General features: G+C 61.9%; 23 protein-coding genes. 19 read left to right on the forward strand and 4 right to left on the reverse strand.

From position 1 onward, the window contains the following. Positions 1-200: 200 nt before the first annotated feature. Positions 201-1,898: a sulfatase-like hydrolase/transferase gene (locus AC27VU_RS12120; protein WP_488724147.1), complete on the reverse strand. Its 1,698-nt coding sequence runs from the start codon at positions 1,896-1,898 to the stop codon at positions 201-203. A gap of 389 nt (positions 1,899-2,287) precedes the next feature. Between AC27VU_RS12120 and AC27VU_RS12125 the strand changes: the two genes are divergently transcribed. From AC27VU_RS12125 to AC27VU_RS12205, 17 genes are all read left to right on the forward strand, one after another. Continuing rightward, positions 2,288-3,640, forward strand: a complete 1,353-nt coding sequence (locus AC27VU_RS12125) for a UDP-glucose dehydrogenase family protein (RefSeq protein WP_488724148.1) — start codon at positions 2,288-2,290, stop codon at positions 3,638-3,640. Further along, positions 3,637-4,674, forward strand: a complete 1,038-nt coding sequence (locus AC27VU_RS12130) for an NAD-dependent epimerase (RefSeq protein ID WP_003226284.1) — start codon at positions 3,637-3,639, stop codon at positions 4,672-4,674. The genes AC27VU_RS12125 and AC27VU_RS12130 overlap by 4 nt, the downstream gene beginning before the upstream one ends. 18 nt (positions 4,675-4,692) lie before the next feature. Continuing rightward, positions 4,693-5,439 carry a sugar transferase gene (locus AC27VU_RS12135; protein ID WP_003226286.1) on the forward strand — a complete coding sequence of 249 codons (747 nt, stop codon included), beginning with the start codon at positions 4,693-4,695 and terminating at the stop codon, positions 5,437-5,439. After that, entirely contained in the window at positions 5,439-6,086 is a 648-nt protein-coding gene (locus AC27VU_RS12140) for a CpsD/CapB family tyrosine-protein kinase (protein ID WP_003226287.1), read from the forward strand. The genes AC27VU_RS12135 and AC27VU_RS12140 overlap by 1 nt, the downstream gene beginning before the upstream one ends. A 21-nt stretch (positions 6,087-6,107) precedes the next feature. Next, positions 6,108-7,136 carry a polysaccharide biosynthesis/export family protein gene (locus tag AC27VU_RS12145; RefSeq protein WP_003226289.1) on the forward strand — a complete coding sequence of 343 codons (1,029 nt, stop codon included), beginning with the start codon at positions 6,108-6,110 and terminating at the stop codon, positions 7,134-7,136. Positions 7,137-7,157: 21 nt separating this feature from the next. Next, complete coding sequence (locus AC27VU_RS12150) at positions 7,158-8,750, forward strand: GumC family protein (RefSeq protein ID WP_262143031.1); 1,593 nt, start codon at positions 7,158-7,160, stop codon at positions 8,748-8,750. Further along, positions 8,747-9,838, forward strand: coding sequence for a glycosyltransferase family 4 protein (locus tag AC27VU_RS12155; protein ID WP_201137184.1), 1,092 nt, complete (start codon positions 8,747-8,749; stop codon positions 9,836-9,838). The genes AC27VU_RS12150 and AC27VU_RS12155 overlap by 4 nt, the downstream gene beginning before the upstream one ends. Beyond that, positions 9,835-11,205, forward strand: coding sequence for an O-antigen ligase family protein (locus AC27VU_RS12160; protein WP_473017577.1), 1,371 nt, complete (start codon positions 9,835-9,837; stop codon positions 11,203-11,205). The genes AC27VU_RS12155 and AC27VU_RS12160 overlap by 4 nt, the downstream gene beginning before the upstream one ends. Next, positions 11,202-12,170, forward strand: coding sequence for a glycosyltransferase (locus tag AC27VU_RS12165; protein ID WP_262143029.1), 969 nt, complete (start codon positions 11,202-11,204; stop codon positions 12,168-12,170). Before AC27VU_RS12160 ends, AC27VU_RS12165 begins: the two co-directional genes overlap by 4 nt. Beyond that, positions 12,163-13,299 carry a glycosyltransferase family 2 protein gene (locus tag AC27VU_RS12170; RefSeq protein ID WP_488724149.1) on the forward strand — a complete coding sequence of 379 codons (1,137 nt, stop codon included), beginning with the start codon at positions 12,163-12,165 and terminating at the stop codon, positions 13,297-13,299. The genes AC27VU_RS12165 and AC27VU_RS12170 overlap by 8 nt, the downstream gene beginning before the upstream one ends. 13 nt (positions 13,300-13,312) lie before the next feature. Beyond that, a complete protein-coding gene (locus AC27VU_RS12175; protein ID WP_103520028.1) occupies positions 13,313-14,314 on the forward strand; it encodes a polysaccharide deacetylase family protein in 1,002 nt (333 codons plus the stop codon). Then, positions 14,311-15,615 (forward strand): lipopolysaccharide biosynthesis protein, encoded by a 1,305-nt coding sequence (locus AC27VU_RS12180; RefSeq protein WP_488724150.1) that lies wholly within the window; start codon positions 14,311-14,313, stop codon positions 15,613-15,615. Before AC27VU_RS12175 ends, AC27VU_RS12180 begins: the two co-directional genes overlap by 4 nt. Next, the gene (locus tag AC27VU_RS12185; RefSeq protein ID WP_488724151.1) at positions 15,612-17,531 is read left to right on the forward strand and encodes a hypothetical protein; all 1,920 of its coding nucleotides are present in this window, start codon (positions 15,612-15,614) and stop codon (positions 17,529-17,531) included. The genes AC27VU_RS12180 and AC27VU_RS12185 overlap by 4 nt, the downstream gene beginning before the upstream one ends. Positions 17,532-17,707: 176 nt before the next feature. Next, a complete protein-coding gene (locus tag AC27VU_RS12190; protein ID WP_226500073.1) occupies positions 17,708-18,397 on the forward strand; it encodes a GNAT family N-acetyltransferase in 690 nt (229 codons plus the stop codon). 4 nt (positions 18,398-18,401) lie between these two features. Beyond that, a complete protein-coding gene (locus AC27VU_RS12195) occupies positions 18,402-19,586 on the forward strand; it encodes a GNAT family N-acetyltransferase (protein WP_103520024.1) in 1,185 nt (394 codons plus the stop codon). Beyond that, positions 19,558-20,358, forward strand: coding sequence for a ChbG/HpnK family deacetylase (locus tag AC27VU_RS12200; protein WP_488724152.1), 801 nt, complete (start codon positions 19,558-19,560; stop codon positions 20,356-20,358). Before AC27VU_RS12195 ends, AC27VU_RS12200 begins: the two co-directional genes overlap by 29 nt. Before the next feature lie 104 nt (positions 20,359-20,462). After that, positions 20,463-21,155, forward strand: a complete 693-nt coding sequence (locus AC27VU_RS12205; protein ID WP_488724153.1) for a GNAT family N-acetyltransferase — start codon at positions 20,463-20,465, stop codon at positions 21,153-21,155. Positions 21,156-21,303: 148 nt separating this feature from the next. On the opposite strand, the gene AC27VU_RS12210 is transcribed toward AC27VU_RS12205, so the two are convergent. Next, on the reverse strand, positions 21,304-22,110 hold the full coding sequence (locus AC27VU_RS12210) for a class I SAM-dependent methyltransferase (RefSeq protein ID WP_488724154.1): 807 nt from the start codon (positions 22,108-22,110) through the stop codon (positions 21,304-21,306). A 201-nt stretch (positions 22,111-22,311) separates the two neighbouring features. Continuing rightward, positions 22,312-23,199, reverse strand: a complete 888-nt coding sequence (locus tag AC27VU_RS12215) for a LysR family transcriptional regulator (RefSeq protein ID WP_488724155.1) — start codon at positions 23,197-23,199, stop codon at positions 22,312-22,314. Positions 23,200-23,328: 129 nt separating this feature from the next. On the opposite strand from AC27VU_RS12215, the gene AC27VU_RS12220 reads away from it, so the two are divergent. Both AC27VU_RS12220 and AC27VU_RS12225 read left to right on the forward strand, forming a co-directional pair. Beyond that, positions 23,329-24,345, forward strand: coding sequence for an alpha/beta hydrolase (locus AC27VU_RS12220; protein WP_488724156.1), 1,017 nt, complete (start codon positions 23,329-23,331; stop codon positions 24,343-24,345). 177 nt (positions 24,346-24,522) lie between these two features. Then, positions 24,523-25,950, forward strand: coding sequence for a mechanosensitive ion channel domain-containing protein (locus AC27VU_RS12225; protein ID WP_488724157.1), 1,428 nt, complete (start codon positions 24,523-24,525; stop codon positions 25,948-25,950). 199 nt (positions 25,951-26,149) lie between these two features. On the opposite strand, the gene ycaC is transcribed toward AC27VU_RS12225, so the two are convergent. Beyond that, a complete protein-coding gene (gene ycaC, locus AC27VU_RS12230; RefSeq protein WP_003226320.1) occupies positions 26,150-26,773 on the reverse strand; it encodes an isochorismate family cysteine hydrolase YcaC in 624 nt (207 codons plus the stop codon). Positions 26,774-26,806 lie beyond the last annotated feature (33 nt).

A 26,806-nucleotide genomic window follows, 5' to 3' on the forward strand; every position in this document is an offset into this window, starting at 1 on the left:
AGGGATTGAGGTTGCTCGCAGATACTGGACTCACCATCAAACACTGTGGGAAGTATCTTCAGGTCAGTGGTGTTTGAACTGGCCCCATCGCTTGCAGGCAAGCTCCTACAGGGGTTGAGGTTGTCCGCAAATACCGGGTTCACTGAAACACTGTGGGAGCTGGCTTGCCAGCGATGAGGCCATTGAAACCGACACAAATCTCACTCCCCGGTTGCCACACTGGTCGCAGCCTCCCCCGGCGTGACAATCGTCTTCAGATCAATGTGCTTCCACTCAGGCTTGGCCCCCAACCGCGCATTGAAGCGATAGTTGAAGGTGAAATCGTCCGCGGTCGGCAGCGTCAGCGGTTTGCCATACACCGCTTCGATACCCGCCAGGTCGTAACCCATCAACTGCAGCAGCGTCGGGAAGATGTTGTAGTGGCTGGAGCGATCCTTGTTCTGCGCCAATGCCTGCGCCCAGTCCGGGCCGTGCACCTGATCGCCCTGAATCACCACCAGCGGCACCAGCCCTTCTTCCTCGACCGGATCGCCGCCGCAGTGGGTGTTGAGCCCGGGATTGCCGCGCTCATGCAGGTCCTGGCCGTGATCGGAGGTGTAGATCAGCAGTGCATTGTGCAAATTGGCCTGGGCAAAGACACGGGCGAAAAACTCGCCGACGTTCCACAGCACGGTGTTTTTGTAGGCGTTGCGGTACAGCACCCAGTCATCCGGCTGGCCGTTGAAACCGTCGCGTTTACCGGTGTCGGCCACTTCGGTGAACTGCCCACGCGGCAAGGTCGGACGATACGCCATGAAGGCGTCGGGGTATTTGTCGTGCACCGGGAAATGCGCGCCGACCTTGTTGATCACCACCAACTCCGGCTGATCATCGTTGAGCAGTTCGATCAGTTTCGCGGCGGCGGCCATGTCGCGATCACGCACACTGGTCTGGTCAAACTGGACGAATTCGTCGATGTCCTTTTTTTCGGTGTCGGTCATCAGATTCTGCAAATTGCCGCCGGTGCGCTGGGCGTCGATGTACACCGTTCGCAACCCGGCTTTTTTCGCGTACTGCCAGATCGACGGCAGCGTGCTGTTGATCCGCATGTAATCGGCGCGGGTACCGCCGTAGCGCAGGGTGACGTTGGTGTCGGCGCTGCAGTTGGCGATGGACGCGGCGTAGCCGTAGTTGAAGATGTCGACACCCGGATGCGCCTGCTTGAGGTTGCTGTGCACCCCGAACGGCGCGTTGATGTCGAGGTAATTGCCGGAAATGCTTTCGTCGATGATCAGCACGATGTCGTGATTGATCGCCACGGTGTTGCGCGCCAACGTCACCGGCTCACGCGGGCCGACCGTGTTGTGCAGCGCTTCATAGGCAAACAGGTTCAGATAGGCCAGCGGCGTGTACATGATCGGCAAGCCGCGCGCGCCCTCGCCCGCCCGCAGGAACAACACCGTACTCAACAGCAACACGCCACATACCGGCGCTGCCACGCGCAACGCATTGGGCACCACCAGTGCATGACGCGGCTTGAGACCGATACCGAACAGCAACAGCAGCCCGCTGAGCGCGCCATGAATGATCGCATCGCGATACTGGTAGGCGGCTTCCTGGATGAAGCCGCCAGAGTACACCAGCGACACAAAGCTGCTGTAGCTCAGGTAATCCGCGGTGACCCGGGTATAGACATCAAAAAATACGGCTGAGACAAACAGTGTTATTGCGAACAAGTGGCGAATGAGAGCCTGACGAATATAAGCCGTTAGATATAACGCTAAAGTAAGCGCCAAAAACATCGCGCCAAAAAGAAGTACAGCAAAACCGACACCGATAGCATTTAACCGCTCAATGTAATATTCGGAATAAAGCAGCAAATAAACAATCAAAAGTAATTCTTTGGCATATCTGAACATGGCGATACCGCTCGTGCAAAACGGCAGAGAGTCAAAGGTTTGTCGGTCAGAACCTGACACTAGCACCCAGCCATCAAAGCGCAAGAATTGACTGTTTTCTTTAGAAAGCGTCAAAAAACCGGTGACTCAAATCTGACACACGCAAAACGCTAGAAGCCTTTAAATTAAAGACTTACAACCGTTTATCGCTTATTTTAAATCTGAACAAATCTGCAGAAAAACAACAAATCCAATCGCAGCAATGACTTGATGGCCAATCGCCAAAAAGCGCTCAAGTGTTATACAGGTGCAACATGTCATTTTGCTGACACGCTTTCCAAACCCTGCGCTATACCCCTTTTACAGTCTTCTTCCGAACTTCTTCTTTTCGCTCTATCGAGGGTGCGCAGATGGACGTGAGCGTATTTGGCACCGGCTACGTCGGATTAATTCAAGCCGCCGCACTTGCAGATGTAGGGCATCGGGTTTTATGCGTTGATATTGACCCCAACAAGATTAAACAACTGCAACAAGCCGTGCCGCCTATTAGTGAGCCGGGGTTATCCGCTGCGCTGGAAGAAAACATCAAGGCCGGGCGTCTGCTGTTCAGTACCCAGGCCAGCGACGCGGTAGAACATGCCGAACTGATTTTCATCGCCGTGGGCACGCCGGCCGATGAGGACGGTTCCGCCGACCTCAGCCATGTGCTGAACGTGGCCCGGCAGATCGCCTCGCACATGGAGGCTGATCGCACCCTGATCATCAAGTCCACGGTGCCGGTCGGCACGGCGGACCAGGTTGCCGCCAAGGCCAACGAAGAGCTGCAACGTCGTAGCCGCAGCAGCCTGAAGGTACGGGTGGTGTCCAACCCCGAATTCCTCAAGGAAGGCAGCGCCCTCGCCGATTGCATGCGTCCGGACCGGATCATCGTCGGCACCCGCGATGACGCAGCCCGCGAGCAGATGAGCGAGCTGTACGCGCCGTTCTGCCGCAACCACGAAAAACTGATGTTCATGGACAACCGCAGCGCCGAGCTGACCAAGTACGCGGCCAATGCAATGCTCGCCACGCGTATCAGCTTCATGAACGAACTGGCCAACCTCACCGAACTGCTGGGCGCCGACATCGAGGCTGTGCGCAAAGGCATCGGCTCCGACCCGCGCATCGGCTACCACTTCATCTACCCCGGTTGCGGCTTCGGCGGTTCGTGCTTCCCCAAGGATCTGCGTGCCCTGTTGCACACCGCCGAACACAACGGCATGCCGCTGAAATTGCTGCGCAGCGTCACCGACGTCAATGACAGTCAGCGGCACATTCTGTTCAGCAAACTCAAGGCGCAGTTTCCGCAGGGTCTGGCCGGCAAGTCGATCGCGATCTGGGGCCTGGCGTTCAAACCCAATACCGATGACATGCGCGAAGCGCCCAGCCGCTACCTGATGGACGCACTGTGGGCCGAAGGCGCCAGCGTGCAGGCCTACGATCCGGAAGCCATGTCCGAATGCCGGCGCCTCTACGGCTATCGCAACGACCTGCATCTGTGCGCCACTCGCGACGACACCCTGGAGGATGCCGATGCGCTGGTGATCTGCACCGAGTGGAAGAACTTTCGCGTAGTGGATTTCGAGTTGCTGGCGAGCAAGCTGCGTTCGAAGGTGATCGTCGACGGTCGCAATCTCTACAACCCGGAACACGTAGCGGCGGCCGGCCTGCATTACAGCGGTATCGGCCTGCGCCACATTACGCCGGAAGGATTGCGCCCATGAAAATCCTGGTCACCGGCGCAGCCGGCTTCATTGGCGCCCATTGCGTGTTGCGGCTGATGCGCGACGGGCATGCGGTGGTCGGCCTGGATAACTTCAACGGCTACTACGACCCGCAGCTGAAACACGATCGGGTGCAATGGATACGTAATCAGGTCGGGCATTTCCCGATCGCGCGGATTGATCTGGCCGATGCCGCGGCGATTGAAGCGCTGTTTGTCCGCGAGCAACCGCAAGTGGTGATCCACCTCGCGGCGCAGGCCGGCGTACGCTACTCGCTGGAAAACCCAAAGGCCTACCTCGACAGCAACCTCAGCGGTTTCCTGAATATTCTCGAAGGCTGCCGGCACCATCCGGTGGAGCACCTGATCTATGCCTCGTCGAGCTCGGTCTACGGCGCCAACCAGCACACGCCTTATTCGGTGCATGACGGTGTGAATCACCCACTGTCGCTGTACGCCGCGACCAAAAAAGCCAACGAGCTGATGGCTCACAGCTACAGCCATCTGTTCGGCATCCCGAGCACCGGCCTGCGCTTTTTCACCGTGTACGGGCCATGGGGTCGGCCAGACATGTCGCCGATTCAGTTCGCCCGGGCGATCACCGATGGCACCCCGCTGAAACTGTTCAACTACGGCGAGCACCAGCGCGATTTCACCTACATCGACGACATCGTCGAAAGCATCGCCCGGCTCACCGACCATCCGCCGCACAACCACCCGGAGTGGGATCGCGAACACCCCGATGCCGGCAGCAGCATGGCCCCGTGGTGCCTGTTCAACATCGGCGGCCACCACCCGGTGGAACTGAAAACCTACCTGGCGTTGATGGAAAAACACCTCGGCCAGAAAGCCATTGTCGAGCTCTTGCCCCTGCAACCGGGCGATGTGCTCAACACCTGTGCCGAAACCGATGATCTGGCCCAGGCCACCGGGTTCCAGCCCCGGATCGAGCTGGATGAAGGCCTGGGGCGTTTCATCGCCTGGTTTCGCGACTACTACCCCACTGCCTGTCGCCCACGCGCCGCTCGCGGCTGAACTTCAGCGGAGGTTCTCATGACTGGACATGAACAAGGTGTACCGATCAATCAGATGCGTCGTGACAAGCGCATGGATCCCGAACACCGAATGCGCCTGGATACCGCCATCCACAGGCAGGGTCGTGGCTGGTTGACCGGTCGCGACGGTGGCCGGCCATGGACGCTGTCACGCACCAACCGGGTGCTGGCCTGCTTCGGTGCGCTGATGATCCTGGTGGTGTTTTCGCCGCTGCTGCTGGGCCTGGCACTGACCATCAAATTCACCAGCCCGGGACCGGTGATGTTCGTGCAAAAACGCACCGGCTATCGCGGCCGCACGTTCGGCATGTACAAGTTCCGCACCATGGTCTGCAACGCCGAAGAACTGAAGGAATCGCTGCGCCACCTCAACAAGCACGGGGTCGACGCCATCGATTTCAAGATCGACAAGGACCCGCGCATCACCGGGATCGGCGGTTTCCTGCGGCGCACCAGCCTCGACGAACTGCCCAATCTGTTCAATGTGGTGAGCGGTGACATGCGCCTGGTCGGCCCGCGTCCGACCTCGTTCAACGCCTACCGCTACAAGGACCGCCACCTCGCTCGCCTGAGCATCTACCCCGGCATGACCGGCCTGTGGCAGATCTCCGGGCGCAGCAACATCGACTTCGACCAGCGCGTTGAGTTGGACCTCAGCTACATCGCCGAGCAAAGCCTTTTGCTTGATCTGAAGATCCTGTTGAAAACCCCCTTCAAAGTATTCAGCGGCCACGGAGCAAGCTAATGGACGGTTCAACCAACAAAAGCCTGAGCATTGCCAACCCCAGCGAATCGAACCTGATTTCGACCGTGCTGGATCTGGATCTGCGGATCCTGTTCCTGACCGCCGCCAACCCTGGTGCCGGCACCACCACCAGTGCGCTGGCGCTGGCCAGCCAACTGGCGCAGATGAGCAGCGGCCAGGTGCTGCTGGTCGACGCCAGCCAGTCGGCGAGCAACCTCACCCAACAGTTGAACCTGAGCAAGGAGCGCGGCCTGCGCGATCTGCTGTTCAACCCGGACAACCCGCCGCTGTTGCAGGACTGCGTGGTGCAGGTGTCGAGCCTGCCGTTCCATGTCCTGCCCAACGGTCGGCCGATCCGCACGCTGGAGCACCTGACTGCCGAGCGCCTGAGCCCGTTGCTCGATCAACTGGGCAGCCAGTACCGCTTTGTGGTGATCGACGGTGACGCGGTGTACTCCGCCGCCGACACGCTGGTACTCGCCACTCAGGTCGATGGCGTGGTGTTCGTGGTACGCGCCGAGGACACGCGCTGGGAAGTCGCCCAGGCCGCCGTGCAACGCCTGACGCAGGCCGGGGCAAAAGTGGTTGGCAGCGTCTTCAACCGGCGCAAGTACTACATGCCCAAATGGCTTTACAAAAACCTGTAAGCAAACGCGAAGGATGACGCCATGAACGCCAAGATACTTGTTCTGCTGATGCTGCCGCTTGCAGGCTGCTCCAGCAATTCCGAGACCCAGACCATGCCGGTGAATATTCTCACCGCCACCCCGGCCAACGCCCAGGCCACCGATATGCCGAAGATCGAGCAGACGTTGCGCCCGCAAGACGTGCTGGACGTGATCTTCCACATCAGCACCAGCGGTTCGGACGCCTACCGCGTGCAATCGGGTGACCAGATCGGCCTGAACTTCACCGCGGCCAGCCAGCTCAACGGCAACCAGTTGGTGCTGCCTGACGGCACCATCAACCTGCCGGGCGCCAACACCTCGGTGAAAATCGCCGGGCTGACCGGCGACGAAGCGCGCGAAGAAATCCAGCGTGCCTACCAGCGCAAACAGCTGTTCCAGCCCAACCGCAATCAGCTGACGGTGCAGGTCATCAGTCCGCTGACCAATGAGCAGAACCTCAAAAGTGCCCTCAACCATCCCGCCACCGGTATGAGCCGTGAGATCACCGTGGGCAACGACGGTTATGCGAGTTTTCCGGAAATCGGCGCGGTGCCACTGCAAGGCATGACCATCAACCAGCTGGAAACCTTCCTCAACCAGAAGTACGCACAACTGCCAGGTCGGATGAGCGTCGATGTGATGCTCAAATCCACCGCCGGCAACGAGATCTATGTGCTGGGTGAAGTCGGCCAGCCGGGTTCCTATCCGATTCGTCGCCCGGTCTCGGTACTTGAAGCATTGACCCTGGCCCGTGGCACCAACATCAAGGCGCGCCTCGACTCGGTGGTGATCATGCGCCGCAACGGCAATCAGGTGCAGGCGGTGCATTACGACGTCGAGAAAGCCCTGTCCGGCGACGCTTCGCAAATCGCCTATCTGCAACCGGACGACATGCTCTACGTGCCCAAAACCAAACTGGCCAGTGCCGGCGAGCTCGCGCGGCAATTGGCGGACGTGGTGCTGTTCCAGGGCGTGGGCATGAGTTTCAGCTATCGCCTCGACAACAAGAACGACAACAGCAGCAACTAACCGACTCTCAGGTGACCGATCATGAATCCAAAGGAAAACTACCTGCATGAGTTCTTCAGGATCTTCTTCGCCAACAAGCAACTGGTGAAACGCGTCTTCCTGATCTTTGCAGTCATCGCGTTGGTACTGCCGCTGGTGCTCAAACAGAGCTTCGATATCACCGCCCAGGTGATCGTGCAGTCGAAAAAACTCTCCCAGGGTGACGCCACCACGTCACTGACGGTCGATAACGCCACCTTCATTCCGCCGTCGCTGGCGGACATGGAAACCGAGAGCAATATCCTGCGCTCGCCCGCGTTGATCCGGCAGACCATCAGTGAGTTGCGCGACAAGGGCGAATACAGCCCACCGGTCGGCATGTTCGCCAAACTGGTCGGCGATCCGTTCCGCCGTTATGTCACCTCACCCCTGCGCCAATACGTGATCAACCCGCTGCGCAACATGCTCGGGCTGGAGACCGATCCGGTGCGCGACACCGTGCTCGACGGCCTCACTCAACAGGCCCTCGACAGCCTGAAGATCGAGACCCTGCCCGGCTCCAACGTGATCTCGATCGTCTACAGCTTCCCCGATCCGCATCAAGGCACGACGTTTGTCGCCACCTTGCTGCAGAACTATCTGGTGAGCCGTCAGGCGCTGCAATCGATCGACCTGCCGCAATCCTTCTACGAAACCAAGAAGCACCTGTATCAGGTGCGTCTCGATGGACTGGAGGGCAATCGCCAGGCGCTGCTGGAAAGCGTCGGCTCGTCCGATCCGAAGGAAGAAATCACCTTTCGCCTGAACGCGATCAACACCGAAGAACAAGCGCTGAACCTGTACCAGGATCGCCTGTTGCAGAGCCAGCGCTGGCTTGAATACCTGAAAACCGCATTGGCCGCCGCCAGCACCAACAAACTCAACGACTACACCTTCCCCTACACCTTCACCACCACCGTCGACAACGTGGCGTTCGAGGATCGGGAAGTCAAACAGTTGGGCGAGCAACTGACCACTCAGGTCAGCCGCTACATGAATGACCTCGCGGTGTTTCAGCCCGGCAGCGAGCCGATGCTGCTGACCCGCGAGCAGATCGCCCGCACCCGTCAGCAGTTCCTCAAAGTGGTGAGCAACCGCATTCAGGAACGCACCAACGACCTGGCCGTGGTGCAACAGGTGATCGATCAGAAAACCGCGCGCATCGCCGACTTCAAGAACCGCATCCACACCTTGCAGCAGACCCAGAGCAAGCTGCGGCAGATGGACACTGAAATCGACGCACTGCACACGGCGTTCTCGACCTACGCGCAACGCTTTGCCGAAAGCAGCACCGCCGGTTCACTCAACGATGACCTGTCGAACGCCAAGGTGCTGAGCCCGCCGTTCGAACCGACCGAGCCGGCGTTCCCCAAACCGCTGCTGATCATCCCGTTCGGCTTGTTCACCGGGCTGCTGCTGGCGATTGCCCTGGTGTATGTGCGTGAGTTCTTCGATCACCGCTTCAAGCATCCGGCGCAAATCACCCACGAACTGGGTCTGCCGGTGTTGCTGGTGATCAACGACGAAAACGTTCTGCCACGCAATCCGCACAAGAACTGGACCGTGCCAAGCTTCGTGCACTGGGTGCGCAATTGAACACGCCGTCCACCCCGAATGCCGCGCTGCCGATCATTCATTTGCTCAGCAGCGGCGGCTTCTATGGGGCCGAGCGCATGTTGCTCGATCACTGCCTGGCGACACCGGGGCAGCACCAGGTGCTGTGTCTCGATGCACCACCCGCATTGATCGCGCGCTTTCGCGAGGCCGGGGTGGACTGTCGTGGCTGCTCCGGGCTGGGCGAGTTGATGCGCCATCTACGTGCCCGGCGCAGCGAGCAACCGCTGATCAACACCCACAACTTCAAAGGGCTGTTGTTCGGTTGGGTCGGGGCGACGCTGTTGCGTCTGCCACTGGTCATCACCCAACACGGCTTCACCCCGCGCAGCCGCAAGCAGAAGTTCTACACCTGGCTGAGTCTGCAGTTGTGCCGCACCGCTTCGGTGGACCGGGTGGTGTGCGTGGCCGAGAGCATCGCCGTGCTGCATCGTCAGGCCAGCGTGCAGGCGGAAAAACTGCAAGTGATCCCCAACGGTTTACCGGCCGCCGCCGCGCTGGTCAGCACCGTTGACCGCCAGCGCTGGCTCGCCGGTTACGTCGGGCGTTTGAGCAGCGAGAAAGGCCCGGATCTGTTTCTCGATGCACTGATTCCGCTGTGTCACCAGCACCCGCAACTGGACGCGGTGATGCTCGGCGACGGCCCTGAACGTGAAGCGCTGCAAACACGCATCGACGCCGCCGGATTGACCCAACGGATTCGCCTGCCCGGTTACCAGACCGCCATGCAACCGTGGTGGCAGCAACTGGATGCGCTGGTGATCAGCTCGCGCACCGAAGGCACACCGATGATTCTGCTGGAAGCGATGCAGGCCGGCGTGCCGGTGGTGGCTTTCGCAGTCGGCGGCATTCCCGATGTGCTCGAACACCGCAATAACGGCCTGCTGGCGGCACCCGCCGACAGCTCTGCCCTCGCCCGCCAGCTCGACAACCTGCTGAGCGAGCCGAAGCTGGCCCGGCATTTGTGCGACAACGCAAAGCGTACGCAACAGGATCGCTACGACCTCAAGGCTTTGGCCGAACGCTGGTCGCAGCTGTACATCCGCACGGCACGGGAGGCACGCGCATGATTTTCCCGCTCTCGATCGTCACGCTGCTCGGTCTGGTGTGCATCGGTCTGCTCGCCAGCCCTTATCCGTTTCTGGCACCGGGCGCCGTCATTGCTCTGGTGGGTTTCTCGGTGTTGTACCGCAAGCCGACCTGGGGCCTGCTGGGCATCGCCGCGCTGGTGCCGTTCGAAGGTTTCTTCAAGGACAGCTCGCTGTCCGGGAGCAAACTGATCGGTGCCTCGCTGGCGGTGATCCTGATGCTGCAACTGGCCATGCATCAGATTCCCTCCGAGCGCCTGCGCAGCAATATCTGGCGGTTTCTGCTGTGGTTTCTGGTCCTGTATTTCCTCAGCCTGCTCAATACCGATGACATGGGTATGTCGCTGGGGCATCTGCGTGAGCTGAGCGTCGGCCTGATCCTGTTTGTCATCACCCTGCTGATCGGTCGCGAATTGAACCTCGACCTGTTTTCCAGACTGGTGACCCTGAGCGTCAGCGCCACCTGCGCCATGGCGATGTTTTCGACCAAATTCCAGGATCAGGGCCGCGCCGCCGGGCTGCTCGAAGACCCCAACGCCTTTGCCCTGCTGATCGCCTTCGCCATTCCGCTGGCCCTGCTGCTGGTGATTCGCGGCCCGAACCTGTTGCACCGCTTGTTCTGGGGCGCTTGCTGCGTGCTGCTGCTCGGTGGCATGACCAAGACCGAGTCGCGCTCCGGGCTGGTGGTGGTGGCCTTGAGTCTGTTGATCGGCTGCTGGCACTACCGCGCGCAACTCACCCGGATTCGTCCACGGCACCTGGGTTTCGCCATGCTCGGCGCAGCGATCGTGATTCCGCTGGCGATCTACGCGATGCCCGCCGGTTACATCGCGCGCATTCAGTCCCTAAGCGTGTTGAGCGCCGGGGCCAAGGGCCACGACGACGAATCCCTCGGCCGTCGCGCCTCGTACATCGTGGTCGGCGGGCAGATGATCCGCGAGAGTCCGCTGCTCGGCTCCGGCCCCGGCACCTTCCCGCTGCACTACGCGACCACCGGCTATGCCAAGGCGTTTTCCGCCAACCGCAAGATCGGCGACCTGTACCGCCGCGCCCACAACACCTACCTGGAAATCTTCAGTGAACTGGGGATTCCCGCCGGCCTGTTGTTCGTCGGCATGCTCGGCCTGGGCCTGTACAACCTGATCCGCGCCCGCGCCGCGTGGATGCTGCGGCGCGACTGGCAGCAGGCAGACCTGATGACTCACCTCGGTGTGAGTTTCCTGTCGTTGACCCTGTTCCTGATGTTCCTCAGCGCACCGAACCAGAAGTACGTGTGGATCATGCTTGCGCTGACCAGCGTCCTGCGCCTCAAGGCCGAGCAAGCGCCACTGACCGAGGCCAGAACATGAGCCGCATCAGCATCATCATCCCGATGTACAACGAGGCCCGGCACATCGGCCGCACACTGCTGGCGGCGCAGAAAGCCGCGCACGCAGCCAATGTCGAGTGCGAGCTGATCGTGGTCGACAACGGCTCGAGCGATGACGGCCCGCACATCGCCCGCCAGTTCGGTGCGCAGGTGCTGGTGCTGCCTGGGCTGCTGATCGGTGCGCTGCGTAATCGCGGTGTCCTGCTGGCAAGCGGCGAGTGGATCGCGTTCATTGATGCCGACGTTGAAATGCCCGAAGACTGGCTCAGGCCACTGTTCGAACTGGAGGAAAGTGGTCAGGCCGATGTGTTTGGTCTGGATCTGCATACTCCCGCCGCTGCGCCGTGGTACGCGACGGCCTGGCAACGGCGCACGCTGCGCACTTCCGGGCAGGCGTCGCACACAGTGGACTGGCTGCCCAGCTCCAACTTGCTGATGCGCCGGCGCTGGTTCGAGAAGGTCGGCGGCTTCGACGAACACCTGCGCACCGGCGAGGACAAGGAATTCACCCTGCGCCTGAACGAGCAAGGCGCGCGCCTGTTGTCGGTGAACAACAACGTGGCCCTGCACTGGGGCTACGAGATGAACTGGCGTGAGTGGATGGGCAAGGAAATGTGGCGTCAGGGCAGTCATCTGCAACTGCTGCGCACCCACGGTTTCAGCCTGCGTCTGCTGCGCTTTCCGCTGCTGTCGCTGATGGCATGGCTGCTGGACTTGCTGGCGATTTCCGCGCTGCTCAACGGCTTTCCGCATCACGCAGCGGTCATGGTGATGCTGACCCTGATTCCGGCGCTGGTGCTGAGCATTCGCCAGAGTTCACGCCATCACGACATTGGCCTGACCCTGCAACTGTGGGGCCTGCACTGGGTGCGTCTGCACCTGGCCGGGGCGGCGCTCATTCTCAGTGTGTGTCATTGGAACGCCAGGAGGCCTGCCCGTGGCTGAATTCATTTTCTGGCTGTGCCTGCTGCTGCCGGTGTACGCCTACCTCGGCTACCCGCTGCTGCTGACGGTGCTGGCGCCGCTGTTCCCGGCCTGGCGTCACAGCCCGGCGCCGCCGTTGAACATCAGCATCGTGATCGCCGCGCACAACGAGGCGCGGCACATCGAGCACAAGTTGCGCACGCTGCTGGCGCAGGACTATCAGCCGGCCACGCTGCAGATCATTCTCGCCAGCGACGGTTCGACCGACGACACCGTGGCCTGCGCGCACAAAGTGATCGATTCGCGCATCACCGTGCTCGATCTGCCGCGCCTGGGTAAAGCGGCGACGCTGAATGCCGGCGTGGCCCTGGCCACTGGCGATATTCTGGTGTTCACCGATGCCGACAACCAGTGGTCGCGGGAAACCCTCGGCTACCTGCTCGCGCCACTCAGTGACCCGAATGTCGGCGCCTGCGCCGGGCACATGGTGATTCCGGTGACGGGCGGTGGCCTGAGCGTCGGCGACAGTCTGTACCGCCACTACGAAGGCTGGCTGCGCCGGGTGGAGAACCGCACTGGCTGCATGGTCTCGGCCGACGGCGCCCTGCTCGCCCTGCGCCGCGAGCTGTTCCAGAGCGTGCCGGCGGAGGTCAATGACGACTTCTTTCTCAGCACCTGTGCACCGGTGGCATTCAAGCGCATTGTGTACGTGCCCGAGGCGCAAGTGATCGACCACGGTGTCGACGAAGCGGACAAACAATTCCGCCGGCGTCAACGCGTCACCGTCGGTGGCCTGCAAAGCCTCGCCCAGCGCAGTGAGCTGCTCAACCCACTCAAACATGGCCTGTATTCGATTGCGCTGATCAGCCACAAGCTGATCCGGCGTCTGGCACCGATCCTCCTGCTGCCGTTGCTGCTGAGCAACTTCTGGCTGTGGGACGACCACGGTTTCTATCGACTGGCCCTGATCGCCCAACTGTTCGGCTACGCCGTGGCGATTGCCGGACTGCTGGATTCACAACACCGGTTACCCAAACCGTTCCGCCTTGCGGCATTCCTGCTGGTGACGCTGGCAGGCATGAGCATCGGCCTGTGGCAATTCCTGCGCGGCCACCGTTACGCCCAGTGGAACCCTGAACAAAACCGTTGAGAGGACCGAAGCCATGGCGATCAAACAATTGATAAAACGTACCAGCGGCTGGCTTTACCTCAACTCGCCCGTAGGACGAAACCAGTTGCACGGTGCCGGGGTGATCCTGATGTTGCACCGGGTGCTGGACAACGACCGCGCCGCCGACCTGCCGCACCGCAATGAACTGTGCGTCGGCCCCAAGGCGTTCGATCACCTGCTGGTGTGGCTGCGTCGGCATTTCGATTGTGTACCGCTGATGGATATCCTGACGCCCGGCTCAGCGCGCGACGAGCGCCCACGGGTGGCGTTGACCTTCGACGACGGCTGGCGCGACAACGCAGTCAACGCCTTCCCGCTGCTGCAGAAGCATCAGGTGCCGGCGAGCATTTTCCTCTCCACCGATTTCATCGGCAGCCGTCAGCGCTTCTGGTGGGAAAGCCTCGGCGAAACCCTGTGGGGCAGCCATGGCGAAAAGACCCGCCTGCACTTGATCGAATGCCTGCACGCGATCCATCACCCGGTGCCGGTGCTGGTCGACGACATTGACGTCGATCGCCGCAGCCTGTCGCTGCTGCATTACCTGCAAAGCCTGAAGAGCCTCGAACCGCAGATGCTCGAACGCCTGACTGACGAATGTCCGCCGGAATCGTTGCCGCAAGCGCTGGACTGGCATCAGGTACGCGCGCTGGAGGCCTCGGGACTGGTGCGCTTCGGCCCGCACGGCGCCAGCCATAAAATCCTCACCGAACTGGACGATGTGCGCCTGAGCGAAGAAATCAGCCGCAGCCGTGAAGCCTTGAACAACGGCTGCAACCGGCCGCTGCCGGTGTACTGCTACCCCAACGGTAACAACGACGAACGGGTGCGCAAGCAGATTGCCGCGCACGACTATCCGTTCGCCCTCGGCACCGGCACCGGCATCTATCGCGGCGAAGGCGATCCGCTGAACCTGCCGCGTTTCGGTGTCAGCCAGCGCACCGCGCGTAATCCTGAGCTGCTGTCGTGGCGCATCTTTCGTGGCAACCGGCCATGAGCCGCAGCCACTATCTCAGGCATCTGGCACTGAGCATGGGCACCAAACTGGCGATGATCGCCCTGCGTCTGCTGCGCAACGTGTTGCTGGCGCGGATCCTCGGGCCGAGTGAACGGGGGCTGTTTGCGCTGCTCAGCACCTTGCCCGACCTGATCAGCGCCGCCACCAGTGGCGGGTTGAATTCAGCCGTGGGTTATCAGGCCGCCAAGCAACGGCCGATGGGGCTGCTGCTGAGTCAGGTGCTGGTCTTCGGTTGCTTGCTCGCCGGTCTGCTGACCTTGCTGGTGGTGGCGCTGGTGCGTGAGTTCGGCAGTGAGCTGGATGTGACTGTGCAGCTCGGCCTGCTGGCCTGGCTGTTGCTGCTGGCGGTGCCGCTGACCGTGCTGAAAAGCGGCCTGCTGACCCTGCACAACGCCTCCGGCGGCGTGGTCGCGTTCAACGCCTTGCGCCTGACCGAATCGCTGGCGCCGTTGCTGCTGTTTCTCGCGCTGTTCTGGATGTGGAAAAGCGCGGCGCTGGAAGCCGCGCTGATCAGTTGGCTGGCCGGGATCAGCCTGGTGGTGCTGGCCGGTTGGGTCTGGCTCAAACGCGCGCAACCGCTGCAGTTGCAATGGGATCGCGCCAGCCAGAACGAACTGCTGCGCTACAGCGCGCGCAGCCATCCGGATCTGCTGTTCCAGCAAGTGATTCTGCGCTCGGACTACCTGTTCATCGGCGCCCTGCTCGGCAGCACCGCGCTGGGTCATTACGCGATGGCCAGCGCCGCCGCCGAACTGCTGCTGATCGTCCCGGAAGCGGTGACCACGCCGCTGATGAAGCGCCTGCTGCAACAGGACGAAGGCATGGACAAGGTCACCCCGCTGGCCCTGCGCCTGACCGCCACGGTGATGCTCGCTGCGTGCCTGAGCATGGCAGTGATCGGCAACTGGCTGATCGTCACCCTGTTCGGCATCGCCTACCAACCGGCGTATCCGGCGCTGCTGGCGTTGCTGCCGGGGCTGCTCGGCCTGTGCTACGCGAGCATCCTGCGTCTGGACCTGCTGGGGAAAAACCGCCCCGGATCGGTATCGCTGCTGATGGGCCTCGGTGCCCTGCTCAATCTGGCGCTGAACCTCGTGTTGATTCCGGCCTACGGGATCGTCGGCGCGGCGGCGGCTTCGTCCATTGCCTATCTCGCCGTCACCGTGGCGATGCTGGTGCTGTACTGCCGTTTGAGCGGCGTGGCGTTCTGGCAAACCCTGATCATCCTGCCCAGCGACATCACGCCGATGTTGCAAATGCTGCAACGGAAGGCCGCATGAAAGGCCTGGTCCTGCTGCTCGGTCTCGGCCTGTCGCTGGACGCCCTTGCCGCGTCGATGCGCTGGGGCGAGATCCGCGACGGCAGCCTGTACCTGCAAACCGATCGCCCGGACACCGTGACCGTGCGCTGGACACCCGCGTGGCAGGCCGACGCCAACGAAGAACATCTGTACCTGCTCGACGGCCAGGGCAAATTGCAGGGCGAACGCTTGATCAAGGCCAGCGAAACCCGCGGCACCCAGAGCTGGGCGTTGCTGCCGGGTGCCGCCAGCTATCGCCTGGAAATTCCCGGCTACAGCTTCCGCAATTACCGGGTCGAGCACGACGATCGCACCGTCGCGCTGTTCGAGCCGGCCAAGGTGCATTTCAGCGCGCAGACGCAGAATGGCGACGAGTTATATTTCAAAGTCGCGCCGGGGGAACACGCGGTGCTTGCCGGCAAGTTTCATGGCGGGGTCAACGCGCTGCAGGTACAACGGGTTGGCGATGATCAGCCACTGACGCTGGCGCTCAAACCCTATCGCGCCTATTGGCAGTTCGATCAACTGGCGCTGCCGGTCAGCGCGCGCGAACAGGTCTGGCGCCTGCGCCTGCAAGGCAGCGGCAAAGCGGCGTTCTGGCTCGACGGCACGGCCAATCGGTTTGCGCAGACTCCGCAGCAACTCAAACCCGTGCGCGAAGAGACCGGCCAGATCCACCTGGCCCTGCACGACAAAATCCTCGGACGCACCCCGGATCTGGGCATCGCCCTGCCCTACGTGATGCCGCCCGCCGCCAGCCATGCCGCGCTGGATGCGCTGAAACCGACCGCCGCCAGTTACTACAGTTTTGTCGATGTCACGGCGAAGAATCCGCACTTCGAAGACGCGTTCCGCGAGGTTTATCAGGAGCGCTTCGGCATCCGTCAGGACATCACCCTGCTCGCCGGTAGCCAGCGTCAGGCCGATCTGCGCGCCGATGTGCAAAGCAATGGCGGGCTCGACGCCTGGCTCGCCGGCACCCGCGCCTTGGGCGGCAAAGGCACGCACTACATCGGTTTTGCCGACGAGCCGAACCTCAACTATTCGAGTTTCGAGCAATACCGGGCGATATTCACCAGCATGGCCAGACAGGTGCGCAGCGATCCGGCGAATGCCAAGGCCGGCGTGCGCATCGCCATGCCGGCCAGTTCACGGCTGATCAACGGGCCGTTCGCCGACAACGCGGCCGACAAGCGCGGCATCGACTGGGCGCGGCGCTTGCTCGGCGAGTCCGCCGAGCAGATCGACGCGCTGGCGTGGCACGAATGGATGATCCGCGACCTGCTCGCCACCCGGGTCTACCGCGACAGCGTGCGCCGCGCCGCCGAACTGGTCGGCCTCGACGCCCATGGCCAGCCGCGCAAGGCCTTGCTGCTGGATCAGACCAATCTGTCCAGCGGCTCCAGCCTCAGCCCTTACGATCAGGAAACCCACTACGCCTCGCTGTGGTGGGCCTCGGTGGTGATCAACGCCTCGCAGGACGGCTTGCTGACGATGCTTAACTGGTTTCAGGCCGCCGACGAGCCGCAATACCCCAAGGGCATGATCCGGGTCTTGGGCGCTGAGCGTTTCGAGCTGAAACCGGTGGGGCTGGCCCAGCAATTCATCGCGCAACACTGGCTGCACAAGGTGCTGTGGCTGGAGAACGATGGCTTTGAAGTCGATGTGCTGGCGATGGCCGGCGACGACCAGCGTGGCCTGCTCGGTGTGAACAAGGGCACGCGTCTGCAGCGTGTCGACCTGAGCGGCGCCAGATGCCCGCTGAACAGCGGCGCGTTGCGTTACTTCGGCGCGGACAACCGCAGCCGCGACGCGCCGTTTGCCTGTCACGCCGGACGCGTCAGCTTCGAGTTGCCTGGGGAAACCCTGTTCGCCCTGAGCTGGAGCGCGTCATGAACCCGAATTTCAGACAATGCATGGCGAAAACAAAATTGTGGCGAGGGAGCTTGCTCCCGCTGGGCTGCGAAGCGGCCCCAATACTTGCGACCCCATTGGCGACTGCTGCGCAGCCGAGCGGGAGCAAGCTCCCTCGCCACAGTCGTTCGCCCTGCGATAACGCCGGAGTACAGAACATGGGTACCGTCAGCAAACTCAGCGAACACATCAAACAAAAAGGCCTGCGCGCCACCCTCGGCAAGGCGTGGAAGCACTACGTGTTTTTCCATCAGGAACTGCTGTGGATGGAGCGCGATCTGGTCAGTCCGGTGCCACCGCACAGCCTCAAACCGTATCCGCCACTGCGAGTGGTAAAAATCACCGCCGACAACGCCAGCGCCTTCGCCCGCTACTTCGGCGACCGCGTCGGGACCATGGCCGAGCTGGCCAACGAAGGGCATACCGGGCACATGCACCTGGACGATCAGGGCGATGCCGTGGCGTTCATCTGGGGCAGCGCGCGGGACTACTTCGACCGGCATTACTACGGCTGCCTGTTCCCGGTGAAACCCGGCGAGTTCTTCGAATTCGGCGGCGAGCTGACTCGCTCCTACTGGGGCACCGAACTGTCGGTGGACCTGCAACTGGAACTGTGGAAAGCCATGGCGGCCCAGGGCTGCGACAAGGTGGTGGACGTTTGCGAGTTCCACAACATCCCGGCGCTGAAACTGCACCTGCGCATGGGGTACACCGAGCAAGGCCGGATCATGAACGTCTATACCCTGTTCGGTCGCTGGCGCTTCTACCGCGAAACCCGCTACAGCGGTTCGCGACTGGATGCGCTGCGCAAACCGTCCCGTCCACCTGTCACAGCCACGGCGGTCTGAGCCTATGCCGGCGCGATTCGAATGGCGCACTTCGCTGTGCGCCGCCGACTTCCCGGCAGCCGCCTATGAAGCGCTGCGCCTGCAAGTGACGGACCACACGCCGTTCAACCACCTGGGCTGGTTGTGCGCGGCCGAGCAGGCACTCGACGAGAGTGAGCGCCTGCACATCCTGCTCGGTTGGGAAGCGGAAGAATTGCGTCTGTGCCTGCCGCTGGTGGCGGGCCGCGAGCGTTTTGCCGGAGTGCCGTTCCGCGTGCTGCACCACTTGGGCCATCCGCTGGCGGACCGGCTGGCGCTGTTGTCATTGCTCAAGGGCGAGGACATGCGCGAAGCCTTGCGCCTGATCCACCGACAGCTGCCGCACGCGCTGCTGCAACTCAACGAATTGTCCGAGCCTGCGGGTGAAGAAAGCGTGCTCACCGAATGGATGGCCCACAGTTCTACAGGCGAACGCCGTCTCAGTTGCCGGGTGCCGGTGCATCTGATCAGCGACGCCGATCATCAGGAAGTCTCCGGCGACCCGCGTTACAAGCTGCGGCGGGCGCGGAAACGGATTGCCGCGTGTGGCGCCCAGGTACGGCGCATCACTCCCGACGCGCTGAGCATGGGTCCGCTGTTGCAGGCGATCAGCGAAGTCGAAGCGGTGAGCTGGAAAGGCGACGAAGGCGTGGGGATTTTCGCCAGCGAACGCAGTCGGCAATGGATCGAACGCGCCTTCACCGCCCTCGCCGGCCAGGGATTGGTGCGAGTGGTGACGCTGGAACTCAACGGACGTTGCATCAGCTATCGCCTCGGCCTGCTCGAACAGGACCGACTCTACGATTACAACCTCGCGTTCCTGCCGCAATACGCCGATCTGGGCAGCGGCCGGGTGCTGCTGGAGGAGTGGATTCGCTGGGGGCTGGACGAGCATTGGCGCTGGATCGATGCCTCGCGGGTCAGTCTGGAAAACTCCAGCCACCAACTGCACGAACGCATGACCGGACAACTGGAACACTGGCGCTGGAGTTTCTATTCCTGGCGCCCCAGCGGGATGTTGCTGGGGCTGGGGTTGCGGCTCTGGCATCGATTGAAACCGACGGTGCAGCAATGGCGAGCTCGGCGTGCAGCCAAACCGGCATCGCCCACCCCACCTGTCGTCATCACCACGGAGGGCGATCATGCCTCGCCAAGTCATAGTCAACGCTGACGATTTCGGGTTGAGCCCGAACGAAAACGCGACGATCTTCGCGGCGTTTCAGGCCGGGGTCATCAGCTCGGCCACAGCCATGGCCAACATGCCGGCGTTCGAAGCAGCCTGCGCGATGGCCCGGCATCCGACGCTGCAAGGTCGGGTCGGGTTGCACTTCAACCTGACGTACGGCCGGCCGTTAAGCACTTCGATCCTGCGCAGTCGTACCTTCTGCGATGGCCACGGCGTGTTCGATCTGAGCCTGCCGCGCCACAGTCTGTGGCTGAGTCGCGAAGATCGCGATGCGGTGCGTGAGGAGTTGCACGCGCAGTGGCAGCGCTGTGTCGAACATGGCGTGCGGCCGAGCCACATCGACTCGCATCAGCACGTGCACAACATCTGGCCGATCGGCGAAATCGTCGCCCGGTTTGCCGCCCGGCAAGGCGTGCCGATTCGCCTGGCACGCAACCTGGGGCAGAACCTCAGTCTGCCGAAACGCCTGTTCAAAGGTTTGCTCAACTGGCGCTTGCAGACTCTGGCCGGGGCCACGGCGGACTACGTGTGTACCCCGGTGGATCTGCGCAACGACCCCGCGCCGACCGACGGCGTGCTGGAAATCGTTGCCCACCCGAATCAGCTCGGGAGCGATTTCGGTGATGCCTATCTCAACCCCGGAGAATCCCTGAGCCGCGTGCTAGAGCAGCGACTGCCGGGCGTTCCCCGGGTTTCTTATGCCGATCTGAACAAGGATTTTCTACGCGGTGCCGCGGCACTCGATCGACCTACATAACTTGCAATACTTTCGAAGATGGCGCTTCGAAACGGCATTGCAGGTGTGATCTATACCCACAAAAGCAACATCCACTACACCGGGCCTCGGCCACGGAGGGCAACATGAGTGTTATCGAAAAACTGCGCGAACGCATTCGTCAAAAAGGCCTCGGCCGTGTCTTCGCCACCCTGTGGAAACGCTACGTGTTCTTCCACTGGGAGCTGCTGTGGATGGAGCGCGATCTGGTCTCCCCGGTACCGCCACACAAGCTGCGCCCGTACGAAGGCTTGCGCAAAGTCGATATCACGCCGCACAACACCGGGGCCTTCGCCAAACACTTCGGCGACCGCGTCGAGACCATGGCCGAACTCGCCGCCGAGGGTCATACCGGGCACATGTACCTTGATGCCGACGGTCACGCGGTGGCGTTCATCTGGGGCAGTATTCGCGACTACCACGACCGCCACTATTACGGCTGCTGGTTCCCGGTCAAACCCGGTGAGTTCTTCGAATTCGGCGGCGAAATGGCCCGGCCGTATTTCGGCACCAGCCTGTCGGTGGACGTACAAGTCGCCCTCTGGGAAGCCATGGCCGCCCAGGGCTGCCACACCGTCGTGGACACCTGCGAAACCCGCAACATCCCGGCGATGAAGCTGCACCTCCGCATGGGCTACCACGAACAGGGGCGCATCACCCACGTCTACGGCCTGTTCGGCCGCTGGCGCTTCTACCGCGAAACCCGCTATCAAGGCTCACGCCTGGAACCACTGCGCAAACCGGAACGGCCGGTGGTGAGTGCGACGGCGCAGGCTTGATTCAATCGTAAAAGCGATGGTGGCCATTCGGCCTCATCGCGAGCAGGCTCACTCCTACAGTGGATTTGTGTACGACACCATTCAACTGTAGGAGTGAGCCTGCTCGCGATGAGGCCGGCGGATTCAACATATTCTTCGGCTAAAAATCTCAGGCCTTGCTGGCGACCAGGGTGAAGCACAGCGGCATCTGCGCTGGCTGATTCAGGTACTGGTCATACACTTCTTCCCGATTCGAATGCGGGTATTCCTTGAAGTGCGCGATGTTCAGCCCGGCCGCGATGGCACCGCTGAAGATGGCGCCGAGGGTGTGCACGAACCAGTAGGACTTGGCAGCCTGCTGCTCGACCTTGCCCACGTAGACGATCGGCTCTTCCTGCACGAATGGCTCGGCGCGGAAGTAGGAGCTGGCGAGGCGGTACGGGTCTTCGCCTGCAGGATCGACCATTTCCAGAAACGGATGGGTTTCGTAGATCACCAGTTTGCCGCCCGGTTTGAGAGTCAGCGCGACATGGCGGAAGAACTCGCCGATGTCGGGCATCCAGTTCAGCACACCGATGGTGATCAGCGCCACGTCGAAGCGGCTGTGCAGCGCGGCCGGCAGGTGATGGATATCGCTTTCGATGAATTCGCCGTTGTGTGGCGAGCGCTGGTTCAACTCGCGGGCCTGTTCGAGAAACGCCTCCGATTGATCGACGCCGACCACACTGCGCGCGCCGAGGGCAAACAGCGACAGGCTTTCGCGGCCGTTGTTGCAACCGAGTTGAATCACCTCTTTACCGTCGACGCCGACCTGCTCCAGCAAGCCGCGCAAGGTATCGTCGAGGCAAGAGAAATCAGCCTGGGACACGTCGTTCAACAGCGCTTGCCATTCGGCCGACTCACGGTGATGACGAGCCGAATCGTTCCACGCCTGTCGATTGCTGTCGATGGCGGTTTTATTGTTGGGCACTTCCATGGCGCACTCCGGGCGATGCTCGTGATTGAGCGGCCACGAGTCTAGAACAGCTCGGCAATTCGGGTTGTTGCGAACTTGTAAGCCAACCCACAGTGCCATTGTGGGAGCGGGCTTGCTCGCGAAGGCGGTGTATCCGTCAACATGGATATCGACTGACACGACCTCTTCGCGAGCAAGCCCGCTCCCACACTTTTGGCGTGGTCACATTTGGTTGAGACGTTCACGCAGGAATTCGACCAGCGCCTGCACCGGTCGCGAAGCCTGGCGATGTTGCGGATACACCGCCGACAAGGTCAGCGGTTCAGTGCGGTAATCGTCGAGGACCGGCACCAGTCGCCCATCCTTCAGCGCCGCGCCAACGATGAACGTCGGCAGATAGGTAATCCCCATCCCCTGCACCGCCGCATCACGCAGCAGCTCGCCATTGTTCACTCGCATGCGCCCGGTGACGTTGACCAGCAGCGGCTTGCCCTGCCCCGCATTGAAGCGCCACTGCACCGAACGACCGTGGCCGTACGGCAGGCAGTCGTGTCTGTGCAGGTCTTCGGGATTGAGCGGTGTGCCGCGTTCGGCCAGATACGCGGGACTGGCGCAGTACACCCGTTCGATGGCGGCGATGCGCCGGGCGATCAGCGTCGAGTCTTCCAGCACACCGATGCGCAGCGCCAGGTCGTAGCCTTCGCCGAGCAGGTCCACCGGGCGATCGCTCAAATCCACCTCCACGGTGACCTCGCGATAGCGCTGCAGGAACAGCGGCAGCAGGCATCCCAGATGCGCCACGGCAAACGACAGCGGTGCACTGACGCGAATCGTACCGCGCGGCTCGGCGGTCTGCCCGGCGATGCCCTGCTCGACCTGTTCCACTTCGCCCAGCAGACGCAGCGCCGATTCGTAGTAGCTCTGGCCCAGTGGCGTGACATCGAGGCGTCGGGTGGAACGGTTCAACAAGCGCACACCGAGGCGCTCTTCGAGCTGCATCAAACGGCGGCTGACGAACTGCTTGGACAGGCCCAACTGATCGGCCGCGGCGGTGAAGCTGCCGGAGTCCATGACCTGGCAAAAAATACGCATGTCTTCGAACGGGTTCATTGTCACTCTCTGGTAGACAGTCAAACGCTTTATAGCCGCTTTTTCACTTTTCGACAGCTCATTAATCTGTGTTCACGGTTTGAGAACAGCCCGACACAACACCAAAAACTTTCGAAAAAGGAATTGAGCATGAACATCAAAAAGACCCTGACCGCATCCCTTCTCGCCCTCTCCGTCGGCAACGCTTTCGCCGCTGGCAGCCCGGGTGTCGAACACACCACCCAGGCCTTCCTCGAAGCCCTCGCCGCCGGCGGTGGCAAACCGCTGGAGCAACTGAGCCCGAAGGATGCCCGTGCAGTGCTGACTGGCGCTCAGGCGTCGGTGAAAGTCGACCTGTCCGGGGTTGAAGTCAGCGACAAGGCGATCACCGTCGATGGCCAGACGATCCACCTCAAAGTGGTGCGTCCAGCCAAGGTCAAAGGCGAGTTGCCGGTGTTCATGTTCTTCCACGGTGGCGGTTGGGTGTTGGGCGATTACCCGACGCACCAACGCTTGATTCGCGATTTGGTGGTCGGTTCTGGAGCGGTCGCGGTGTACGTCGATTACACGCCTTCGCCGGAAGCGCAGTACCCGACAGCGATCAACCAGGCCTACGCGGCGACCCAATGGGTGGCTGAGCATGGCAAGGACATTGGCGTCGACGGCAAGCGTCTGGCGGTGGCCGGCAACAGCGTTGGCGGCAACATGGCGGCGGTCGTGGCGCTGATGGCCAAAGAAAAGCAGAGCCCGGCCCTGCGCTTCCAGCTGCTGATGTGGCCGGTGACCAACGCGCAGTTCGACGACGGCTCGTACCAGCAGTTTGCCGAGGGCCACTTCCTCACCAAGGGCATGATGCAATGGTTCTGGGACAACTACACCACCAACCCGGCCGAGCGTGCGCAGATCCACGCCTCGCCGCTGAACGCCAGCAGCGACCAGCTCAAGGGCCTGCCCGCCGCGCTGGTGCAGACCGCCGAATTCGACGTGTTGCGGGATGAAGGCGAAGGCTACGCGCGGCATCTGGATGCGGCCGGTGTGGCGGTGACCGCGGTGCGTTACAACGGGATGATTCATGACTTTGGCTTGCTCAATCCGCTGAGTCAGATTCCGGAAGTGAAAGCGGCCGTGCGGCAGGCGGCGGCGGAGTTGAAGACGCATCTGAACTGAGGCCCCCTCACTCGCCACACCTGACGGTGTGGCGAGTTTTTTGCCTGACCACATTCCGTGGCGAGGGAGCTTGCTCCCGCTGGGCTGCGCAGCGGCCCCAAAATTGTGTGAGCGCTGCGCACTCAAGCGGGAGCAAGCTCCCTCGCCACAACAGCGCTCATCATCGTGGAGCACATCATGTCCATCCTCCTCACCCACCCACTATCCTGGAGCGCCGCCCTGCTGCTGCTCGACGCATTGCTCTGGCACCTCGCCCTGTTCCAGCATCGCGCACCGAGAGTCGGTATTCGCCTGGCGCTGTTCCTTGGTTTCAGCGCACTGATCATCAACGCCGAGATCAGCCCGTTGCAGGCGCCGCTGTTCGCCGATGACCGGGTGATGCAACTGGGCGCGACGGCGCTGGGGATTGTCTGGTGGCTGTACGCCGCGCGTGTATTGACCGAAGTGATCGGTCTGGCGCTGATGCGGCGCATCGGGCACAGCGGTCGGCTGTTGCAGGACGTGATCGGCGCGCTGGTGTTTCTGGCAGCGATCGTCGCGGCCGCCGGTTACGTGCTGGAGCTGCCGGTCAAAGGTTTGCTGGCGACCTCCGGGGTGGTGGCGATCGTCGTCGGTCTGGCGCTGCAAAGCACCTTGAGCGACGTGTTTTCGGGGATCGTGCTCAACACCACCAAACCGTATCAGGTCGACGACTTCGTGGTGATCGACGGCGTCGAGGGCAAGGTGCTCGACATCGACTGGCGCGCCACGCATCTGCTGACCAGCACCGGCACCCTGGCGGTAGTGCCGAACTCGGTGGCAGCCAAGGCGAAGATCGTCAATCTCAGTCGTCCGAGCAACCTGCACGGCGTCTCGATCAGCCTCAAGGTACCGAATCACATTCGCCCGCGGCGGGTGCTCGACGCTCTCGACCGCACCCTGCAGGGCAGCAGCAGCCTGCTGCTCAATCCGCCGCCCAAAGCCGTGTTGAAAGAGGCCGGTGAGGAGATGTCGGAGTATGTCGCCAGCGGTTTCATCAGTGAACTGAGCAACAAAGGCGAAGTGCGCAATCAACTGTTCGACCTCGCCCATCGGCATCTCGAAGCCGCAGGTATTTCCCGGCATCCGGATGGCGTGATCGAACCCTCGACCCGCGCCCGCGCGTTGCTCGATGAAGTGAAAGTCTTTCGCTCGCTGAGCCATGAAGAACGTGATCGCCTCGCCGAATCGATGGTCGCGCAGCAGTACGCGGCCGGTCAGGTGGTGCTGGATCTGAATGAAGTCCCCGACAGTCTGTTTGTCATCGCCACCGGCGTGGTCAGTGCGACCGTGCCCGATGGCAACGGCCAGACCGAGGCTGGGCGCATGGGGCCGAGCGAGGTCATGGGCGAACAGAGCATCCTCGCCGATACGCCGTCGCAAGCCACGTTCACCGCGCTGACCTCGAGCATCGTCTACCGCCTCGACAAAACCCTGGCGCGCCAATGCATGGCGCAGCGCAGCGAAGTCGGCCAGGCGCTGAACAAATTGCAGGCCGTGCGACAGCAGAGCAGTCGGCTGGCGTTGATGGCCAAACCGGTGGCGGTGCGCAAGGGTGGTTTTTTGGGTTGGCTGCAAAAGCGCTAGCCCTATCAAACAGGTGAACGCCAAACCTTGTGGCGAGGGAGCTTGCTCCCGCTTGAGTGCGCAGCGCTCACAAGATTTCGGGGACTGCTGCGCAGCCCAGCGGGAGCAAGCTCCCTCGCCACAGGAGGTGGTGGATTGCGCCTCTTTTTACTGCACATGAAAATGCCCGCAATCAAGCGGGCACTTTCAGTTCAGGCAATTACTTGGCCGTGAACTTGGTGTAGCTGTTGATCAGGTTGCGGTAGTTCGGCAGGCGCTCGGACAGCAGATGCGCCAGGCCTTCCATGTCGTTGCGCCAGTCACCCTGCAGCTCGCAAGCCACCGAGAACCAGTTCAGCAGGTGGGCACCGGCCGCCGACATCCGCGCCCACGCCGCTTGCTGCACAGTGGTGTTGAAAGTGCCGGACGAGTCGGTGACCACGAACACTTCATAACCTTCGGCAATGGCTGACAAGGTCGGGAACGCCACGCACACGTCGGTCACCACACCGGCGATGATCAGTTGCTTGCGGCCGGTAGCCTTGATCGCTTTGACGAAGTCTTCGTTGTCCCAGGCATTGATCTGGCCTGGACGCTGAATGAACGGCGCGTCCGGGAACTGCTCGCGCAGCTCAGGCACGATCGGGCCGTTCGGACCGGCGTCAAAACTGGTGGTGAGGATGGTCGGCAGCTTGAAGAACTTGGCGATGTCGCCCAGTGCCAGCACGTTGTTCTTGAATTCGTTGGGGGTGAAGTCCTGCACCAGCGAGATCAGACCGGTCTGGTGATCGACCAGCAGCACGACCGCATCATCTTTGTTCAGACGCTTGTAGGGAACGCTCATGGGAAACTCCTTGGGTGGATGTTGCAAGAAGCG

It is taken from the genome of Pseudomonas sp. 14P5.3.2 (assembly GCF_057799175.1).

What these genes read in the sequence shown, in the direction of transcription:
- ycaC (WP_003226320.1), bottom strand. Translation starts at nt 26,773, where the DNA reads ATGAGCGTTCCCTACAAGCGTCTGAACAAAGATGATGCGGTCGTGCTG.
- AC27VU_RS12215 (WP_488724155.1), bottom strand. Translation starts at nt 23,199, where the DNA reads ATGAACCCGTTCGAAGACATGCGTATTTTTTGCCAGGTCATGGACTCC.
- AC27VU_RS12125 (WP_488724148.1), top strand. Translation starts at nt 2,288, where the DNA reads ATGGACGTGAGCGTATTTGGCACCGGCTACGTCGGATTAATTCAAGCC.
- AC27VU_RS12160 (WP_473017577.1), top strand. Translation starts at nt 9,835, where the DNA reads ATGATTTTCCCGCTCTCGATCGTCACGCTGCTCGGTCTGGTGTGCATC.
- AC27VU_RS12130 (WP_003226284.1), top strand. Translation starts at nt 3,637, where the DNA reads ATGAAAATCCTGGTCACCGGCGCAGCCGGCTTCATTGGCGCCCATTGC.
- AC27VU_RS12185 (WP_488724151.1), top strand. Translation starts at nt 15,612, where the DNA reads ATGAAAGGCCTGGTCCTGCTGCTCGGTCTCGGCCTGTCGCTGGACGCC.
- AC27VU_RS12135 (WP_003226286.1), top strand. Translation starts at nt 4,693, where the DNA reads ATGACTGGACATGAACAAGGTGTACCGATCAATCAGATGCGTCGTGAC.
- AC27VU_RS12210 (WP_488724154.1), bottom strand. Translation starts at nt 22,110, where the DNA reads ATGGAAGTGCCCAACAATAAAACCGCCATCGACAGCAATCGACAGGCG.
- AC27VU_RS12225 (WP_488724157.1), top strand. Translation starts at nt 24,523, where the DNA reads ATGTCCATCCTCCTCACCCACCCACTATCCTGGAGCGCCGCCCTGCTG.
- AC27VU_RS12200 (WP_488724152.1), top strand. Translation starts at nt 19,558, where the DNA reads ATGCCTCGCCAAGTCATAGTCAACGCTGACGATTTCGGGTTGAGCCCG.
- AC27VU_RS12140 (WP_003226287.1), top strand. Translation starts at nt 5,439, where the DNA reads ATGGACGGTTCAACCAACAAAAGCCTGAGCATTGCCAACCCCAGCGAA.
- AC27VU_RS12220 (WP_488724156.1), top strand. Translation starts at nt 23,329, where the DNA reads ATGAACATCAAAAAGACCCTGACCGCATCCCTTCTCGCCCTCTCCGTC.
- AC27VU_RS12190 (WP_226500073.1), top strand. Translation starts at nt 17,708, where the DNA reads ATGGGTACCGTCAGCAAACTCAGCGAACACATCAAACAAAAAGGCCTG.
- AC27VU_RS12120 (WP_488724147.1), bottom strand. Translation starts at nt 1,898, where the DNA reads ATGTTCAGATATGCCAAAGAATTACTTTTGATTGTTTATTTGCTGCTT.
- AC27VU_RS12145 (WP_003226289.1), top strand. Translation starts at nt 6,108, where the DNA reads ATGAACGCCAAGATACTTGTTCTGCTGATGCTGCCGCTTGCAGGCTGC.
- AC27VU_RS12195 (WP_103520024.1), top strand. Translation starts at nt 18,402, where the DNA reads ATGCCGGCGCGATTCGAATGGCGCACTTCGCTGTGCGCCGCCGACTTC.
- AC27VU_RS12150 (WP_262143031.1), top strand. Translation starts at nt 7,158, where the DNA reads ATGAATCCAAAGGAAAACTACCTGCATGAGTTCTTCAGGATCTTCTTC.
- AC27VU_RS12165 (WP_262143029.1), top strand. Translation starts at nt 11,202, where the DNA reads ATGAGCCGCATCAGCATCATCATCCCGATGTACAACGAGGCCCGGCAC.
- AC27VU_RS12180 (WP_488724150.1), top strand. Translation starts at nt 14,311, where the DNA reads ATGAGCCGCAGCCACTATCTCAGGCATCTGGCACTGAGCATGGGCACC.
- AC27VU_RS12175 (WP_103520028.1), top strand. Translation starts at nt 13,313, where the DNA reads ATGGCGATCAAACAATTGATAAAACGTACCAGCGGCTGGCTTTACCTC.
- AC27VU_RS12205 (WP_488724153.1), top strand. Translation starts at nt 20,463, where the DNA reads ATGAGTGTTATCGAAAAACTGCGCGAACGCATTCGTCAAAAAGGCCTC.